12 protein-coding genes are annotated in these 18,776 nt (G+C 42.2%); 6 read left to right on the forward strand and 6 right to left on the reverse strand.

The annotated features are described in order from the left end of the window. Window positions 1-325 precede the first annotated feature (325 nt). Window positions 326-1,903: an ArnT family glycosyltransferase gene (locus tag AAA938_RS12885; protein ID WP_338229148.1), complete on the forward strand. Its 1,578-nt coding sequence runs from the start codon at window positions 326-328 to the stop codon at window positions 1,901-1,903. Here the strand turns inward: AAA938_RS12885 and AAA938_RS12890 are convergent, their stop codons facing one another. From AAA938_RS12890 to AAA938_RS12905, 4 genes are all read right to left on the reverse strand, one after another. Continuing rightward, window positions 1,904-2,779, reverse strand: coding sequence for a DUF5777 family beta-barrel protein (locus AAA938_RS12890; RefSeq protein ID WP_338229149.1), 876 nt, complete (start codon window positions 2,777-2,779; stop codon window positions 1,904-1,906). After that, a complete protein-coding gene (locus AAA938_RS12895; RefSeq protein ID WP_338229150.1) occupies window positions 2,776-3,318 on the reverse strand; it encodes a YceI family protein in 543 nt (180 codons plus the stop codon). Before AAA938_RS12895 ends, AAA938_RS12890 begins: the two co-directional genes overlap by 4 nt. Next, window positions 3,315-3,812: a Rieske (2Fe-2S) protein gene (locus tag AAA938_RS12900; RefSeq protein WP_338229151.1), complete on the reverse strand. Its 498-nt coding sequence runs from the start codon at window positions 3,810-3,812 to the stop codon at window positions 3,315-3,317. Before AAA938_RS12900 ends, AAA938_RS12895 begins: the two co-directional genes overlap by 4 nt. A gap of 75 nt (window positions 3,813-3,887) precedes the next feature. Next, the gene (locus tag AAA938_RS12905) at window positions 3,888-4,424 is read right to left on the reverse strand and encodes a hypothetical protein (protein WP_338229152.1); all 537 of its coding nucleotides are present in this window, start codon (window positions 4,422-4,424) and stop codon (window positions 3,888-3,890) included. 468 nt (window positions 4,425-4,892) lie between these two features. Between AAA938_RS12905 and smc the strand changes: the two genes are divergently transcribed. The 4 genes from smc (at window position 4,893) to AAA938_RS12925 (ending at window position 13,626) form a co-directional block, all read left to right on the forward strand. Continuing rightward, window positions 4,893-8,432, forward strand: coding sequence for a chromosome segregation protein SMC (gene smc, locus AAA938_RS12910; protein WP_338229153.1), 3,540 nt, complete (start codon window positions 4,893-4,895; stop codon window positions 8,430-8,432). Window positions 8,433-9,082: 650 nt separating this feature from the next. After that, complete coding sequence (locus AAA938_RS12915) at window positions 9,083-10,240, forward strand: McrB family protein (protein WP_338229154.1); 1,158 nt, start codon at window positions 9,083-9,085, stop codon at window positions 10,238-10,240. A gap of 3 nt (window positions 10,241-10,243) precedes the next feature. Continuing rightward, complete coding sequence (locus tag AAA938_RS12920; RefSeq protein ID WP_338229155.1) at window positions 10,244-12,529, forward strand: DUF2357 domain-containing protein; 2,286 nt, start codon at window positions 10,244-10,246, stop codon at window positions 12,527-12,529. Between the two features lie 5 nt (window positions 12,530-12,534). Next, a complete protein-coding gene (locus tag AAA938_RS12925; RefSeq protein WP_338229156.1) occupies window positions 12,535-13,626 on the forward strand; it encodes a competence protein CoiA family protein in 1,092 nt (363 codons plus the stop codon). A gap of 343 nt (window positions 13,627-13,969) precedes the next feature. Here the strand turns inward: AAA938_RS12925 and AAA938_RS12930 are convergent, their stop codons facing one another. Both AAA938_RS12930 and AAA938_RS12935 read right to left on the reverse strand, forming a co-directional pair. Then, entirely contained in the window at window positions 13,970-14,440 is a 471-nt protein-coding gene (locus tag AAA938_RS12930; RefSeq protein WP_338229157.1) for a hypothetical protein, read from the reverse strand. A 291-nt stretch (window positions 14,441-14,731) separates the two neighbouring features. Further along, window positions 14,732-17,713: a DEAD/DEAH box helicase gene (locus tag AAA938_RS12935; RefSeq protein ID WP_338229158.1), complete on the reverse strand. Its 2,982-nt coding sequence runs from the start codon at window positions 17,711-17,713 to the stop codon at window positions 14,732-14,734. 453 nt (window positions 17,714-18,166) lie between these two features. On the opposite strand from AAA938_RS12935, the gene AAA938_RS12940 reads away from it, so the two are divergent. Next, window positions 18,167-18,661: a hypothetical protein gene (locus AAA938_RS12940; RefSeq protein WP_338229159.1), complete on the forward strand. Its 495-nt coding sequence runs from the start codon at window positions 18,167-18,169 to the stop codon at window positions 18,659-18,661. Window positions 18,662-18,776: the final 115 nt, after the last annotated feature.

The following is an 18,776-nucleotide window of genomic DNA, read 5'->3' on the forward strand; positions in this document are numbered from 1 at the left end:
TGACCGGTATATTTCTTCCAAATCTCAACTTTTGAGTAATTCCCCGAAAGATACTCTTTGATCATTTCTTCCCGTTCAGCCCAACTCAGAGATCCTATTCCTCTTGTTTTTTGTTCTTTTTGTCGTTTCATAGTAGTTTACTTTGTGTAAACTCAATTCAGGACAAGTCACCTTATTTCAATCCCCCCAGCCCCCTTTTCAAGGGGGAGTCGCCCTGTCTTGAACTCCAACCCTTTATCCCTTAAAATCAACCTTCAATTCCATCTTATCCCATTTGTAATTCCTGATCAATAAATTTTCACACATTCCCTCCTATATTTACCTCATGACCCGATTTGTTCAGAATCAACCCAAGCGTGCAGCATTTCTTTCTGGGACGATATTTCTGTTTTTGTATTGGTTGCTTGGATTCGATGGGATTACTTTTTCCGACGATGTGTATTACTTGCTTGCAGGAAAAAGCTTCTGGGAAGGCACCATGGAGGTAAATGCCTACCATTTCTCCAGTCGTTGGGGAGCCTATGTGCCCTCTGGATTTATAGGATTTATCTTGGGGTTTGATCCGCATAAGATATCCCTGATTTCGCTACTCAGCTATGTGGGGAGTCTATACCTTTTGATTAAAATCCTTCCCATGGGCAGCAACCCCTGGGTTCTGGCTCTTTGGGCAAGTACTCAAGTTTACTTTCTCCACTTTTTGACCAAGGTTTATCCTGATTCTCTGTTGGTTTTCTGGACTGTTCTGGTTCCCTTTTCTGCCTACTTCCGCAAGGAAAACCCTTTTCTAGCCTCTCTTGGAGTGATTTTGGGCTTGTTTCTTGGATTTATCACCAAAGAAACCATTGTCTTTTTGGCCCCTCTGCCTATCCTGCTTTTTATCTGGGACAGGAAAAATCAAAACTCCAATACGCCCTTTTACTTCGGGATATTGGGTTGGGGCTTGCTATTTGGCGCAGCCTATCTGTCCTACTTCTGGATCAAATTCGGCGATCCCTTTTTCCGGGTTAGCTCGATCAACGCAGGGCACTACATCTCTGAATTCACCTATGCGGACAAAGGACCTTGGGCCATGTTCCGAAGACTGAGCTACCTGCCCATCCTCACCTGGGTGGAGCGTTCTTATTGGCTTTGGATCGTCCTGGCCCTTCCGGGAGTCTGGAAAACATGGAAAACAAAGCATAGCCCCGGTATCGAGTTTGCCCTGACTGCCTTCTGCCTGATTCTGGGCTTTTGGTTTATGTCATCCACCTTGGAGATTTACAACCCCATCTATCTCAATCCACGGCATCTGATCATTCTGGTTCCGATTCTGGCCTTTTTGATTCCTTTGGGTTGGGGAATTTGGGAGGAAAACCCAAAGGTAAAACAGCTTTTAATTGCCCTGATTGCCTTGGGAGTAGGCATCAGCCTAGTTCAAAAAGACTTTAAAATGGTCGTCTTTCAGGCAAGTTTTCTCGGGATTTTCTGGATTAAAAATTCCAAGTTTCAAACTGCTTTTCTTTTCCTTATTCTGATTGTCCCTGCCTTGGCTTCTATTTTTTATCAAGAAAAAATCAAAGCCTATACTGATTTCATTGAAACTTTATCCAAAGAATTAAATTCCACTGAAAATCAATCGATTATTATAGTCAATGATTTCGTGAAATTCAGCGAGGAAGTTCTTTTTCCCGAGGATGAAAAAGCAAAAATCCAGCTCTTCCCCTTGGAAAAACTGGATTCTCTGAAAGGCATCCATCCGAAAGAAATCCGGGTTTTGATCTACGAATATTACCTGCATGCTTATCCTCAGGAACAGGAGGAAGTCGATGGGTTAGAGGCTTGGCTGAAGCAACATTATTCACTCGAAAAAGAAGCGAAGGAAAACAAGGTTTGGATTCGGACTTTTACCCAATCCTCCGAGTGATTACCTTCTTTTCATTTGCCCCAAAGCAAAGATCCGATTGACATTGAATCCCAGTCTAAACTCCTCTCCGGGTACTCCATTTCCTCCAGCCAAAAGATAGGGTTCAGTCAAGGCTTCGGAAGTCACAAAGTACATCTGGAACACGTGCCCTCCGGCTTCCACATCCCAACCAATTCCAAAATTGCTTCGCAAATCCGAATTCAGATTGGGAATGTATTGAAGGGTGAGCGAGGATCTCTCCGTCACTTTCCACTTGCCACTCATACCTAAAGCCAAGTAGAAATTTTGATCGCCTTCGATCTGATAGATAGAAAGGGGATTCGTGAAGTAGGCAAACATTGGCGTCAACTGGAAGCTGATTTTCCCGGAAAACTTCCTCGCCAACATCACCTGCCCAAAGTAATTCATCCGGTCTCCAAAAGCAGGCTGCTCAGGCTCGGGAAGAAAGGTGTAGGAATTGGTAATCACGCCTGCACCTCCTGCCAAACTCAAGGAGAAAGGCATCTTTCCGTTTTGGGTTTGCTCGAAAAGATGGTAGCGTCCAAACACCTGATACACTTTGTCCCGACTTGCCCGGGATACGCCCAAGGAGAGTTTATCACTCAATCCAAACTCAAAGCTGAACTGAATATTCGCTCCATTGTCCAGACCAAAGAGATTTTCCACTCCCCCATCCAAAGTCCCGAAAGTATGCATGATCGCAAAGTGCATGGACTTTTTCTCCAAAGGCTCCACCGTCAGTAGGTTGATATGTCTTGGAGCATGAAAAATCAAATCCACAGGCTGATTTTCATTGGCAAGCTGTCTTTCCAGTTGGGAAAAGGCAGGTAGAGCCAACCCAATTAGGAAGGCAAGGAATAAAGATATCTTTCTCATTTTTTGGGACTTAAAGTAGCGTTGATCGTGATTTTCTGCTCGGAAGCCAGTTCGTAGAAGACCAACTTGGGTATTTCGATCTTGTAATCGTCCAGCAGGATCACAAACTCAGATTGGAGATCCAAACTCTTATCGTTTTTCTGGGTCAGGGTACCTTGCACGGTGATTTCCCGCTCTACCCCATGAATTTTGAATTTCCCCTTGGCTTTGACCGGGTAGCTCTTACCAGTTTCCAAAGCTGGAATGGGCTCCATTTTGCCGGTAAACTCCGCAAAGGGATATTTATCTGTTTCCAGATAGTTTTCACGCATATGCTTATCCCGGAGGCCTATTCCCGTATCCAGGGTATTCAGATCGATGTAGAAATCCAGCAGATTTTTTTCCAGGTCGATCAAACCATTTAGTGCTTTTGACTTGCCTTCAAACTCATTCAGAGGTGCTTTGCTGAGAAATACCACCGAGCCTGTTTTGGTGAGATATTCTTGTGCAAAACCGAAAAGAGGAGTGAAAAGAAAAACAAGCAGAACCAGGCGCCTCATCTTGTGATAATCAGATTGGTGCCTGACACATTGGTGGTAAACTGCTGCAACGGGGCATTGGCAGGTCCCTGCAAGACTTGTCCTGAAGGATCAAAAACAGATCCGTGACAACGGCAGGTGAAGCGGTTGTTACCAAAGGTCCAGCTATCAAAACAGCCCGAATGGGTACAAACTGAGGTCAATGCGACAAATGACCCGTTGACATTGGCTACAAGTGTTCGGGTATTGGTGATCAAAAGCCAGTTACCGGCTGTCTGCAAGCCCTGCTGCACGTTGAGATCGATAGTGATGGTATTGCCGGACACAGAAATGCCATTGCCACTGCCTCCCCCCACAGGCGGGGTGGTAGGGTCAGCATCTTCTGTGGAAGAACAGGATGTGAAAAAGGACATCCCAAACAGGGAAAGAGTCATACTCAGCCCTGCCTTTTCAAGAAATTTTCTACGGGAATCGGTCAGACTTCCAGCTACTTGTGGTGCTAATTCTGGTTTCATGGGATAATGATTTTGTTGCTTCGTGATGTACGAAATAACAATAGAAACCAGATCGAATTGTTTGGAAAAAAAAGCCTAAAAATGCTTTCGGTTGAGAATTTCACTCAGAATTATCGCATCCCGGACACTTTGTGGATTCTTTAGCTTTTCAGCATAGGGATTTACCTTTTTCTGATTTTGGGCTTTTAGCCGAATATCCCTTGCCATTTCCTCAATAGAAATCACCTTTGGTGCAGCCTTGCCTTGTGCTGCCTGAGATTTGCTCCTAAATGCCCCCTCGTAATATCTCGCCTCATCGTCCACTTCTTCGACGTATTCCGGTTTGTAGGATTTTCTTTCAGGAAAAAAGGCAGGTTTGGTCGGCTCATTTCGAGTCATAACTTCCGCCTGAGCAGCCTGTGGCTGAGGTCTAGGAGGTGCTTGAGGCTTGGGCTGTGGATTTTGGGCCTCCCGGATTTCGCGGAGCAGATCTTCAAAAGTCACTCCCTTCTGAGGACTTTCCGGCTGATTATCACCGGAATCCACAGGATCCTGCCCCTTCTTTTTTCTGGTAGCCTGATAGATAAAATAACCGATTACCGCTATGATGTAGATGACTTGTCCAAAATCCATGGCTTTAAGTTAGGAGAAAAATGAATTGAAAATAAAGGAAAGGAGAAATACAATGGAAATACCTTGGAAATACGCTCCCTTCGGTCGCGAAATAAATAGGAAACTATTTACGATTTACGAATTACGATTTACGACCTTGAATTGTACCTCAATCCTCCAAATAGTACTCAACCCCTATCTCACCGACCGCAGGGAGGTGTATTTCACGAAGTGTATCTCGCGAAGCATATTTCAATATTTACGATTTACGAGGTACGATTTACGACACTTTTTGGGACTCCAAACCTTACTCCTAATCCCAACCCCTATCTCACGTAGCGCAGCGAAGTGTATTTCACGAAGTATATCTCGCGTAGCCTATCTCACCGACCGCAGGGAGGTATATTTCACGCAGTCTATCTCAATAAATTATTGCCAAATCCATCCTTTCGCCCTATTTTGAAAGCTTATTCGTAAGGAGATTTTTCGATGCTGCTTAGTAAACTGGAAATCAAAGGCTTTAAGAGTTTTGGGGACAAAATGGTCATCCACTTCGACAAGGGAATCACCGGCGTGGTGGGCCCCAATGGCTGTGGCAAGTCCAATGTCGTCGATGCCATCCGATGGGTTTTGGGGGAGCAAAAATCCCGCATGCTCCGCTCGGACAAGATGGAAAACGTCATCTTCAACGGCACCAAAAACCGCAAACCTACCAATATGGCGGAGGTTTCCCTGACTTTTGAAAACACCAAAAACCTCCTCCCCACCGAATACACTCACGTCACCATCACCCGCCGCTACTACCGCACAGGGGAAAGCGAATACCAAATCAATGGAGTCACCTGCCGCCTGAAGGACATCACCAACCTATTCATGGACACGGGGATCAACTCCAACTCCTACGCCATCATCGAGCTGAAAATGATCGATGAGCTGCTCAATGACAAGAATAACTCCCGCCGCGAGCTTTTCGAAGAGGCCGCGGGAATCCATAAGTTTAAAACCCGAAAAAAGGAAACCCTCCGCAAGCTCGAAGATACCGATGGGGACCTGGCACGGGTGGAAGATTTGCTTTTTGAGATTGACAAAAACCTCAAATCTCTGGAAAAGCAGGCCAAACAGGCTTCCAAATACTTCGAAATCAAGGAGGATTACCGCAAGGCCAGCATCAACCTGGCCAAAAAGTCCATCGAGAAGCAGACCCAAAGTCTCCTCGAGGCCAATGCCAAAATCCAAAGCGAATCAGACCGCAAGCTTCAGGTGCAAACCCAGATTGCGGATCAGGAAGCCCAACTTTCCCAGCTCAAAGCCGATCTGATTCACAAGGAAAAGCTGCTTTCCTCCCGTCAAAAAGCACTCAACGAGCACGTAAACAAGATCCGGGCTTTTGAGTCGGAGAAAAAAATCAAAAACGAGCGCCTCCGCTTTTTGGAAGACCGCTCCCAGACTTTGCGGGAGCAGATCGATGCCGACCGCAAGTCCAACGACCGGGCCGGTTTCTCCATCCGCTCCCTGATGCAGGAAAAAGAAGCCGCCGAAAAGCTCCTCAATGAAAAAGAGGTGGTCGTCTCCCAGCTTCGGGAGGAATACGATGCCCAAAAGGTCATCACCTCCGACAAGCAAGCTTCCCAAAAAGAGGTGGCTCAGCGATATGAAAGCCTCAAAGAACGGGTTTACCAACTCGGAAAAGAAGTAGAAATCAAGCAGATTCAGCTCAGTACCCTCAAGCAGGAACTAGAGCGGACTTCTTCGGACGACAGTTCTCAGGAAGCGAATCTGGCCGAATTTGAAGATAAACTGGTGGGCCTGAAGGAAGAGCTGGACCAAGCCCAAAGCGAGTTCAGCGCACTCAAATCCAAGCAGGAGGACCAGGATCAAAAGATCGAGGAGACCAACCGGGTCATCGAACTGATCCGGGAGGAACTGACCACGACCTCCCGCAAGCTGGACTCCAAGACCAACGAATACAACCTGACCAAATCCCTGGTCGAAAATCTGGAAGGCTTCCCCGAAGCGATCAAGTTTTTGAAGAAAAACTCCACCTGGGGCAAGGACATTCCCCTCCTCTCCGACCTGCTTACCACGGACGAAAAGTACCGGGTGACCATAGAAAACTACCTCGAGTCCTACATGAACTACTACGTGGTGGACACCGAGGCTCAGGCCATTGCGGCGATTCAGTTGCTCAGCGATGCGGCGAGAGGAAAGGCCAATTTCTTTGTTTTGGAGCACTTCGAGCGCTTCAAGTCCAGCCAAAGCAAGCTCTTCTCCAATGCCATCCCGGCCACAGAGATCATCGAATTTGATGTGAAGTATAGCCGCCTGATGAGCTTTATTCTGGACAATGTCTACCTCGTGCAGGGGGATTACAAGGACTTCCCTGCCGATCCGGATTGCATTTTCCTCTCCGAATCGGGCAAATACACCAAGCGTAAATTCTCCCTTTCCGGGGGTTCGGTCGGTCTTTTCGAAGGAAAAAGAATAGGCCGGGCCAAAAACCTGGAAAAGCTGGACAAGGAAATCAAGGACCTGGGCAAAAAGGTCTCTGCCACCCGGGCCAATCTGGACCAAAAGCTCAGCGACCTGCTCAAGCTCAAGGAGGTTTCTTTCAAAAAGACTCTGGAAGAAAGTCAGGCCCGCATCAATGAGCTCAATTCAGCCTACGTCTCCATCCGTACCAAAAAGGAACAGCTGGCCGAGCTCCTCAGCTCCAATGTGCACAAGCGGGAGGATATCCTCGAGCGCATCGCCAACCTGGAAGACAGCCTTTCGCATATCCTGCCCCAACTGGCTGAGGAAAAGGAGCAGTTTGACGGACTGGCGGAGCAGGTGAGCGTGCTGACTGAGGAGGTGGAAGCCGAAAACAAGCGACTGGCCGAAAAGTCCCAGTCCTTCAATCAGGAAAACATCACCTATATCCAGCAGGTCAACCGGGTGAATAGCCTGGAGCAGGAGATTGAGTTTAAGCAGAATGCCTTCGAAAGCTCCAAAGAGCGGATCGAAAAGTCCCAAGCCGAACTCGCCCAGCTGGATGCCGAGATCAAAACCCTGCTTGAAAACAACGAAATCAAGGACGACGAACTCATCGAGCTCTATTCCGAAAAAGAAGGCATAGAACTCGGAGTCAACGAGGCCGAAAAGGACTACTACGGTGCCCGGGGTCTGATCGACGAGACAGATACCCGCATCCGCAGCCTGCAAAAGGCCAAGGAAGGCTTCGACACCCTGCTTCAGGAACTCCAAAACGCAATCAACGAAATCAAGCTCAAGATGAGCGGGATGAAGGAAAGACTCAGCGTGGAGTTTGATCTGGATCTGGATACCCTGATGGAGGAAAACCCAGCCATAGACCCGGAATTCGAGGACTTTGCCGAGGAGGAACTCCGGGACCTGGTGCGCAAGCAGAAGGAAAGACTGGAAAAAATCGGCCCGATCAACCCCATGGCCATGGAGGCCTACGACGAGATCAAGGTCCGATACGACTTTATCACGACGCAGAAGGATGACCTGATTCAGGCCAAGGAAGGCTTGCTCAGCACGATCTCCGAGATCGATCAGGTGGCAAAGGAAACCTTCCTCACCGCCTTCGCACAGATCAAGGAAAACTTCGTGAAGGTCTTCCGTTCCCTCTTTACCGAGCAGGATGACTGCGACCTGACCCTCGTGGACCCGGACAATCCCCTGGAGTCTCCCATCGAGATTATGGCCAAGCCCAAGGGCAAGCGTCCGCTCACCATCAATCAGCTAAGCGGGGGGGAAAAGACCCTGACGGCCACTTCCCTACTCTTTTCCATCTACCTGCTGAAGCCGGCCCCCTTCTGTATCTTCGACGAGGTGGACGCCCCGCTGGACGATGCGAACATCGACAAGTTCAATCAGATCATCCAGAAGTTCAGCTCCGAGAGTCAGTTTATTATCGTGACGCACAACAAGCGCACCATGGCCAGCACGGATATTATCTATGGCATTACGATGATCGAAGCGGGAGTCAGCCGGGTAGTGCCGGTGGATTTAAGGGAGTTGGCTTGATTAAAGAAATCAGTTATAGAAATTTTATACCTAGTTCAAGGTGTTTCAAAAAGTATAAAATCATTTTGATAATCATATAATTAATTAAGATCTACAAAGATTTAATTCTTATCACTTTTAAATAACTTAAAAAACAAATGGTTGATTTATCAAGCGAAAATATTGATCCAAAAGTTTGGTTTGTTACTCAGGGAGCGACTTTCAGGCAGGATAGAGGAATGAAATTTTTGTGGGCACCTGAGAAAGGGAAAGACAATAAAGGAAGATTTTATTGGGAAAATGTTTTCAAAGTAAAGAAAGGAGATATAATCTTTAACTATTCAGAGGGAGAACTTAGAGGTGTATCAATTGCTAAAAATGATGGCTATAAAGCGGTAAACAGGGATATGCAATCTCCTTGGGGCCCTAATGGGTTTAGGGTAGATATAGATTTGGTGATGTTAAATCCTGGGATAAAGAGTAGTCTCTTAACTAAGAACATCACCCATTTAAATAGGTGTTTGTCAAATGTGAAAAATAAGCCTTTTAGCTCCAATGGATCAATTAACCAGGGATATTTATATGAGTTTAGCAAAGAGGGCGGAAAATTTCTAAGACAGATTTATGGAAAGCCCTTTGGAAATGATTACATAGATCAATTTTTTGGTAATATGGAAGAAAACAATTCAGATCATTATGAAGCACCAAAAACAGAGTTTAATCCCAACTATTTTATTTCTTCAATTGAAAGTGCAAATCTATATTTTAGTCATTTATTGATAATAAGACTTTTAGGGTCTCTTCAAACAAAACCTTTTTTAATTCTAACAGGTCTCTCAGGTTCTGGAAAAACCAAACTTGCCCAGTCTTTTGTAAAGTGGATTTCTGAAGATTCAAATCAGTTTAGGATCATTCCAGTAGGCGCAGACTGGACCAATCGGGAACCGCTATTTGGTTATCCCAACGCCTTGAATTCTGATGAATACATCAAACCGGAAAACGGGGCTTTGGAACTTTTGATTGCAGCAAATGAAGATCCAGACCTCCCCTTCTTTTTGATTTTGGATGAGATGAACTTGAGTCATGTGGAGCGGTATTTTGCCGACTTCCTAAGTGCCATGGAATCTGGAGAAGAAATTTTCCTGCACAGCGGAACTGAAGTTATCAGCGGAGTACCTCCCAAAATCAGGATTCCTAAAAATCTCTTTATCATCGGCACTGTCAATATCGATGAGACTACCCACATGTTTAGCCCCAAAGTGTTAGACCGGGCGAACACCATAGAATTCCGAATTACATCTGATGAAATGACCGACTTTTTGGAGAAAGTTGGTGAAATCAACATGGAATATCTGGAATCCAAAGGCTCCAATATGGCCAAAAGCTTTTTGGAGATGGCTTTGGATAAATCAGTTCCATCAGAGGGAATGGATAGTGTCAAAGTGGAGTTAGGCAAATTCTTTGTAGAACTGAAGAAAGCAGGAGCGGAATTTGGCTACCGATCAGCAACAGAAATCCTCAAACTGATCGATCGCCTCAAAAAGATTGACCCAAGTCTGGAGGTAGATGCCAAATTGGATATTGCCATTGTTCAAAAATTGTTGCCCAAGCTCCATGGATCTAGAAGAAAATTGGTTCCGGTATTGACTACCCTAGCCAATTTATGCTTGAAAGAAACAATTCAACCTGAAAAAGAGGGAGGTTCGATTGAAAGCAAGGTGTTCGAAGTTGATATTGAAAAAATCAAATACCCCATTTCTTTTGAAAAGCTTGCACGTATGAGGAAAGCAGCCATCGAAAACGGATTTGCAAGTTTTGCCGAAGCTTAATTTATGCCGGCTATTTCCACCATATCGATTGACCTATCCGATGTTGAAAAAGGGTTGGTTTTAGAAATCCTAAATAAAAATAAGGAAGAGTTACTTTTTGACGAGGTACAGACAAGCGAAGAAAACAATGAAGCCAGGTATCAGCTGGTAGAAGGTTGTTTTTATGAGTTTGATTTAAGCAACCCTGATTTCTTTCTTAAAGCAGATAAAGATAATATCGTTCAGCCATCTCAGAAGCGGCCCTATTCTGGAATCTTGGCTCCAAATATTTATGTCGGGACGCTGTACCTGAATCTTCTAAAAAAAGGGGTTGAAAATCCGGTTAAAAGAATCCCTTTGGAGGTTAGATCCAGGAAAACAGGTTATAGGGATGATTACCGGGACATGCTGGAATTCATTACTGAAAAATGCACTGATCTTCTGCTTCAGATCAATTCTCCAGTCTATCAAAACTTTGAGCCTGATTTTGACAATGATATTTCGGAAGAAGTTCTGTACCAAAGGTTCATATTTTTAAAGTCCATCATAGGCACTTCGGAATTCAATGAAGCCATTCATCGGATTGTCTCTTTTCCCAATACCAAATGGGAAGAAGAGACTGAATTGAAGGACGTCAGAAATACCCGCCGATTTTCGAAAAGCTCAATCACAGAACTTATCAGAGGAAAAAACAGGGTAAAAATCCCCTCCTCTCACCCATTGGTTGGCTATGGGTTGGATTCTGTTCCTGCAAAAATCTTGTCCACCAGAAAAGTGGATTCACTGGACACCCCTGAAAACCGATTTATAAAATATGCTCTAGAGACATTTTTGAAATTCTGTGTGGAGATCAATGCTAAAGCCAAAAAGCTGAATGGCCAAAGCCAATTGGCCAAAGAATCAGAACGATTGGTAAGTGAACTGGAAAATCATCTTCATCATACAATTTTCAGTGAAATCTCCCCTCCCCACCTATTGAAATTAAATAGCCCTGTCCTACAGAGAAAAGAAGGCTACAGAGAGGTTTTGCGGGTTTGGCTGATGTTTGACTTGGCTGCCAAGCTAATCTGGAAAGGCGGTGAGGATGTGTATGAAGGAGGCAAAAAGGACATTGCCACACTCTACGAATATTGGCTCTTTTTTAAGCTGTTGGAAATACTCCAAAATCTTTTTCAGATCGAGCCTAAAGAATTGGAGAAGTTAATTACACAAACAGATGAAGGGCTCAATATCAATCTGAAACAGGGAAAGTTTACGGCTTTGAAAGGCATTTTCAACTCTGGAAAAAGACAATTCCATGTTCGGTTCAATTATAATAGGTCATTCACAGGAAATCGAGATTATCCTGATTCGGGTAGCTGGACAACCACTTTAAGGCCAGATTATACTTTATCTGTTTGGCCATATGGAATAAAAGAAGAACAGGCAGAGAAAGAAGAGTTAATTGTTCACATTCACTTTGATGCAAAGTATAAGGTGGAAAATATCCTTCAGATCAAGGAAAATGAAGATGGGTTAAGTGAAGAAAAAACAGAAAACAGAAAAGGCATATATAAAAATGCTGACCTTTTAAAAATGCATGCTTACAAAGATGCAATAAGAAGATCAGGCGGTGCATATGTATTATATCCTGGGGTTATTTCTTCAACTGAAAGAAAGGGATTCCGGGAAATTATTCCAGGATTAGGAGCCTTCCCAGTACGTCCATCTAAACTTGATGATGGCACTAAAGAACTTCAAGGTTTCATTAAAAAAGTTATCGACCATTTTATCAACAGGGCTTCCCAAAGAGAGAAAATTGCACTAAAATCCTATGAAGTTCACAGAGATGAACCTAGGGAAGAAGATCGGGTTAACGAATTCCTTCCAGAGCCTTATGGAGAAAACAGAACATTGATACCTGATCAGACATATGTTTTGGTTGGTTATTATAAATCAGCGGAGCATTTGGCATGGATTGAAAAAGAGAGAAAATACAATTTTAGGACTGGAACAGGAAATGGATCTCTTGCCTTAGATTTTAAGACTGTCAGCGCCAAATATTTATTACTCCATACAGGAGGAGACAAAGATTCATCCAAACTCTGGAAAATTGTAAGTAAAGGACCAAGAGTATATTCAAAGAGTGATTTGGAGAATCTCAAATATCCGAATCCAAGCCATGAATTTTATCTAGTAATTGAACTTGAGGCTGTCAATGAAAAAGAATTTATTGGCAAAATCTGGGACTTTAAAGGTCTTCCAAATTATAAAAAAGGAAATGCGTCAGCATTTCCCTTTACAAGTAGTTTATCAGATTTCTTTAAATAAAGGTTATGCAAGCACTTTTGACTCTTGGCCTAAGAAATGGGAAATTGTTTGACATTTCTGAGGTGGAAAACGGAATAAAATGTAATTGTTTCTGTCCTAATTGTGGAGAAAGATTAATTGCAGTATCAAATATCGAATCAAAAGCTTATAAAAATTCAGCACATTTTAGACATGAGTCAGGAGTAGAATGTGTTGGAGCCTATGAATCTGCTTTACATATGTTAGCTAAAGAAGTTTTCTCAAAGCTAAAAGAAATGCAATTACCTGATTATCATTTTGATTATGATCAAAGCAATAAATTCTCACTAGAGAAATCATTTAATATCATAAAATTTGAAGATTGCCAAATTGAGAAGAGAATAAACCTTGAAAACTTTTATTTTGTTCCTGACCTTATTGGAATAGTTAACGGAACAAAAATATTTATTGAATTTGCATTTTCTCATTATATCGATGTTGAGAAAAAAGAAAAAATAATTCAAAGCCAGGTTGCTTGTATTGAGATTAACATTAAAGGAATGGAATTGGATCCTAAAGAATTGGAAAATCTTTTTCTTTCAAAATCTGATAAAGTTTATTGGATATCAAACCCGAAACAAGATAGAATTTATAAGGAAAAAGAAAAAAGGCGTAAAGAATTGAATGAAAAAGAAAAACAGAATAAACTCCAGGCTCTAAAAGAAGGTAAAGTAAACTCTATTCAAATTACTAATAATAAACTTTGGATTTGTCCAAAGAAAATTAATTTTTTTGAATGGTTTAAGACATCAAAGTATAATCAGCATCCCATTTTAAAGGAAATAGCAAATGGTGAATTTTGGAATGAAAAATTCTATGGGCATTATAGTACCGAGGAATATATTTTCTTCAAAGGAGAAAAGGTATTTACAAGCATTTATCCTTATCTAGGAGTGGATGACGATCCTAATAGACCACTATTGCGAGATGGTTTAAAAAGAATATTAGAAAGAAAATCCCTTGATTCGAATTTATGCAAGTATTGCACATTCGATAAGGGCCTTTTTGAGTATAAAAATAAAACTTTCCAAATCTGTTCCTTCAAAGGGAAGAAAGGGTTTATCAAAGATATTTTATAATTCTTATTTGTTTCCTTTCTTTTTTCCTTAATCGAGCGATTCCGAACCGGTATTTCCAGTGATTGAATTGGTTTATCGAGATTCCCAACCGGTATTTCCTTTCTTTTTACCTGTTTATCGAGGCCTTGAATCGGTATTTCGAGATATTTTACCTGTTTATTGAGGTTCTGGAGTGGAATTTCCAGACTTTTTTCCTGTTTATCCAGATTAGAAATAGGAATATCTGGGTTCGGAATCGGTATTTCCATACTGGGAACTGGGATTGGAGAAGGTCAAAAAAATACTGCCGGAATTGGCATTCCGGCAGTCGGGAGTTTTAAGCAACTTTTACTCTTTTCTGATTCTAAGCCCCATTTTCCTTCTTTTTGGGCTTTTGCTCATACCTTACTCTTAAATCCTCATAAATGGGCTTAGCATTGGGAACGTCCATTTTCACTCCCATCTGTACAGATTTGTAGTAGGCATTGCTGGGCTTCATCAAGTCCGAACCCACTTCCAGCAAGGTATCATTGAGATTGCTGGTGAGTTGATTCAAGGCATTGAATACAGGCCCCAAATCTACATGTGCCTTCCAATCCTTATCCATTTCTACCACCTTGGCAAAGGCAGGAAGAAATTCAGGATTGGATTTCGCATACTCCAAGACCTTTTCGACAAAAGGCTTGGAGGCCTCCCCCATCTTATTTCGCTTTTTGCGCTCCTCCGGCGAGAGAGCGATGAGGATTGGACCGAGTACGGTCTGCAACACAGCAATGGCGTCTTTGACAGCCTTGAGATCTGCCGGAGAGATCTCAATGGAAACTTTGTTTTCCATGGTTTAAAAATTTTTTAGTGAAACAAATATTAAACAGTAAAAAAATACTGTAAACAAAAGGTAATCAGTTAGTTTTATATTTCAAACTAAACTTGAAAAATTTTTCAATAGAATTAGTTTCAAGATGTTTTTGGATTTAATTCACTCCTCTATCGATCGGATTTGGGACATATTATAAGATCGACTTTCGGTCGTGTAAAATCCATTTTCCTCACAGAATTGGGGAACTGCAACTTTGGGCCGTATGTAAAATTTGGGTTTCAAATAGGTTGGTTAGAAAAAACCATGCAGTTATTCAAATAAGGCAATTTGATATGCATCTCCTTTGATCTTATTCATCAATTCCCGGATGAATTCGTAATGCTTGACGTAGGGATTAGGAATGGTAATTAGGTTGATTCCTTTAGATCGGAGCAGCTCCATTTTTACTTTATCTGATTCAATCCGCTTACTGTTTTTGTAGTGTTCTGCACCGTTGATTTCAAAGACGACCTTTGGTACCCGGCCCTGGTAAATCACCCCATCGAACTCCTTCTTATTGACGGCATGATTATCGATTTCTTCGGGCAAGACATCCAAGACTTTTACATTCCGTTCAAATCGGCTACCCTGAACGGAGCAATAGTGGCTCATTGTTTTGTAAAATTCGTTCTCAAATTTTGAGTCATTCGAAAACCCAATGGTAAATCGGTTTGCCGTGCTTTGTGGGATCTGTGTGGTGCCGTTTTTTTGCACATAATCTACCAAGGCATAGAGGTCATCATCTTTTCTTGACAGGATATCAATTGCATTTTTATCGGCCACCACAATCAGGTTCTCTTGGGCCCTTGTGACTCCGACATTGATCAATTGGCTGTTGTTTTTGATCCAGTCGTAGGTTTTTGGGGATGTATTTCTTGATAAGGAGGTAGATATCATGATGGTCTTGTTCTCCTGCCCCTGAATTTTGTGAATCGTACCACAGCTTACCGATTCGTCTATCTCCTTATTGGCTTTAGCCCTTCCCAGAAATTGATTCAACACGGTTTCTTGATTACGGAAGGGAGTAATGATGAATACATCGGTTAATTGATTTTCCGCAATGTATTTTATGATCTCCGCTGCTTCATCTATGGAGGCATTTCTACTCTGTTGATTTACATTATTCACATCAATCAGCTTCAACTCGCCTTTCGTTTTGATCTTCGACAGGTTCAGCTTGTTTTCATAAAAACGCATGTTGGAATAGTTGATGATCTTTTCTCCACAGCGGTAATGATAGCTCAGCAAAATATCCCTTGAAATATTATCAATCCTCTTATAAAGTGACAGGACAGAATTGTTGTGGTAATCATAGGTCTTGTCTATACCAAAAGTCCGCATCAGCTGATGACCTGTACTCTCTTCGAAAACGACGATTGGCTTTAGTTGATTGGTGTCGCCAATAAGGACCATGCTTTTGCATTTGGAAATAGGAATCAAGCTTGTGGCAATATCGCATTGACCCGCTTCATCTATTACCAGTAAATCAAACTTAAATTTCCGTCCTAGCTTGCGGCTCGAAATGTTGGTAGTCAGGATAATTGGAAATACTTTGGTCAGCTTTTCCAAGTTCTCATCGATCGCGAGCCATTTATTGAATTCTTTAACTTGTATATCGGATTCCTCAATGGCAAGTATTTCAATCAGGTCAGCATAATCCTTGGTTTTGAGTCGTTTTACATACCTTAAGGATTCATAGTAGAAAAACTGCAGCAGCTGGTGATTGTCTTTAATGACTTCATATAAACTGTCAAGCTCATCAATATTGGTATCCGGAATCTGACTCAGTTTCTCTTCAATGGCCAGTTTTTCTTTTTCCAGTAAATAATTCCCAGCTTTTGACAGCAGACTATTTACGAACTCCAGGTTTTGAGATTGTTCAATTCTAGTCTCATGATTTTTGATTTTCTCAAGCAATTTCCGGTTTTTTTCCTTGGACTTTTCTTTGAGATTATAAAGCAGTTTTTCTTTTGGGACATCCTTGGTTTCAAAGTGGTACCATTCCTTTATTACTTCGATAGCCTGTGCTACTCGCTCGTTATTTCCAAGCCGAAGGACAGGAAGCATGATTTCCTTATTCAGGTATTTGCCTAGATACAACTTGTCTTTTATCCCGTCTATAGGCACATTGTTGTTGGACGAAATCAACAGTGTTTTGTCATTCGTGAGGCAATTCACGATGATATTTAATATGGTTTGGGTTTTCCCCGTGCCAGGAGGTCCCTGCACATAGGTGACTGGAAATTTCAGCGCATTATAGATGGTTTGGATCTGATCAATATTTATATTCCGATCAAATAGTACGATGTGCGGCTCCTTCCGGTCTTTTCGATCCAGCAGTGATAATTTTTGAAAAAAGGCCCTTAGCGGAACTTCTAAGCCATCCTTTTTATATTCTTCATGGATGTGGTCATAAATCCCGGCTATATCTATCTGTGCATATCCTAGGACAACAAGTTCCGGCAAGGTATTGATCATTTCCCCGGTTTTGAAATTACCCCTCAACAATTCTATGGCTTCTGACTGATCCTTGGTGTAAACTGCTTCAAAATCTGTAGGACTCAAATCGGTGTAATAAGACAGGGAGTGCTTTACATCTTTTATATAGAAATTCGAATTGAAAAGTGTTTTGGTACCCACATGTAACTTTTTGTTTACAGGATCAAGCGTGAGCTTTCTGTAAGCAATTACAAATTTTCCTTTGGAGGGTAAATCAATTGAAAATTCACTGATCGCGAGCTCATATTCATAATACTTGCGATAATCGTTATGATAGATCTCTTTTATGATCTGTTTCAGTTGCGCGTCATTCAAGGAATAGGGGTTTTCCTTCGCCAATTCCGTCAAATCCACTCCTTGAATTAAATGGGATTTGTGCAAGAAGGGATCTTTATTGGCTTTGTAGCATTCCAGGTAGTAATTCAATAGGTTATTATCATACCGGTCAAATTCATACACCTGCAAACTTTCATCCTCATCCAGCTTTTTGATCAGTTTCTCTGAAGATTCAAAATGAGAAAACTTAAGAATTTCGGCAGTCTGAATAGCTGAGATGGAGATTTTGGCATTAAAAATTGGGGGTTCTTTGGTGACATTAAACATGTTAACCCACAGTTCATCTTTGGCGCTGATGTCGAGAATGCATATCCAAAAAGGTGTAATCTCCCCTTTCTTATTTTTGTAGGTTATGTTTAAGAATTTCCCTTCCCTGATGGCTTTACCAATAAGTGAAGTGATTTTTTTGTCAATCATTTGGCGGGAAACTTAAATTTCAGGATTCCTGATAATTCTAGGCACTTTATATTCTCTCAAATTGAATGTGTTTTGAATCATCTTCAAGGAGTATAGTTTGGCAAACTGTTCAGGTTTACGGTTTTTGGAAAAGTAGTTTTCGGAAAGGTTAAACTTAGAACTAATCATCTAAACATCCAACTCCTATTGAGAATCTCCTCTCTTATTTAATTTAGTGTAGATTTTAGGACTAGTCGAAGATTTGTGCTAGGAATTGGTCTTTTATTGAATTTTTAATCACCTCATAAAATCTACCAGTATCCCAAAAAACTCCCCTTACGATCTCCTTCGTCCTTGATTCCCGGCCACCTGAAAAGTAATTACCCTATTTAATACAATGCACAAAAGATATTTAATTAAAAGAATGGGTTAAACGTATATTTTTCTATATTCTTACAAAAAAAATCTTCAATTATGAACAGGAACAGCTTTTTACTCACCCTACTCGCCCTCTTGTTATTTGGATCATCCCAAGCGTTTAGCCAAGGCGCAAAGGATATCACCATCAATTTTACCATCAACGCCGAAGCCATTTTTAACGGGGGAAGTGTAGAGGAAAACTCTCAGCTTTCTGATGATAACAATGGCAAAAGCGGCAATGGAAGAGCCTCTGACTTTGAGTCAAAAGCCTACCCTTCCAAATTTGTCAACTGGGAAATTTTTGAATCCGGCCCCAATTCCGCCAATTATCAGGTCAAATTCATAGACTTCCCCTGGACAGGAGAGGTAAAGGCCTTTTCTAAAAACCCCATCCAAGGTGGCGGCAAAAAAGCCAAAGCAAAAATTGAGAATAACGCAAAGGAAGGCACGATCAAATACACCATCCGGTTTACCATTCGTTCCAAGGCCACCGGAGAGACTCGCACCTTCGAACTGGATCCCAAGATCAGAATCATCTCGAGGGCATAGCGGTTCTTTTGGTCTTGCCCAATCCAGGTAAGGATCATCGGCAGACCTTGATTTTGGTCCAAAAAGGACATCTCACCGGGGAATGTCCCAGAGGTAAGCAGCTCCTGATTCGATT

Origin of the sequence: Algoriphagus taiwanensis (genome assembly GCF_036245645.1) — a bacterium.
Classification (GTDB): Bacteria; Bacteroidota; Bacteroidia; order Cytophagales; family Cyclobacteriaceae; genus Algoriphagus; species Algoriphagus taiwanensis.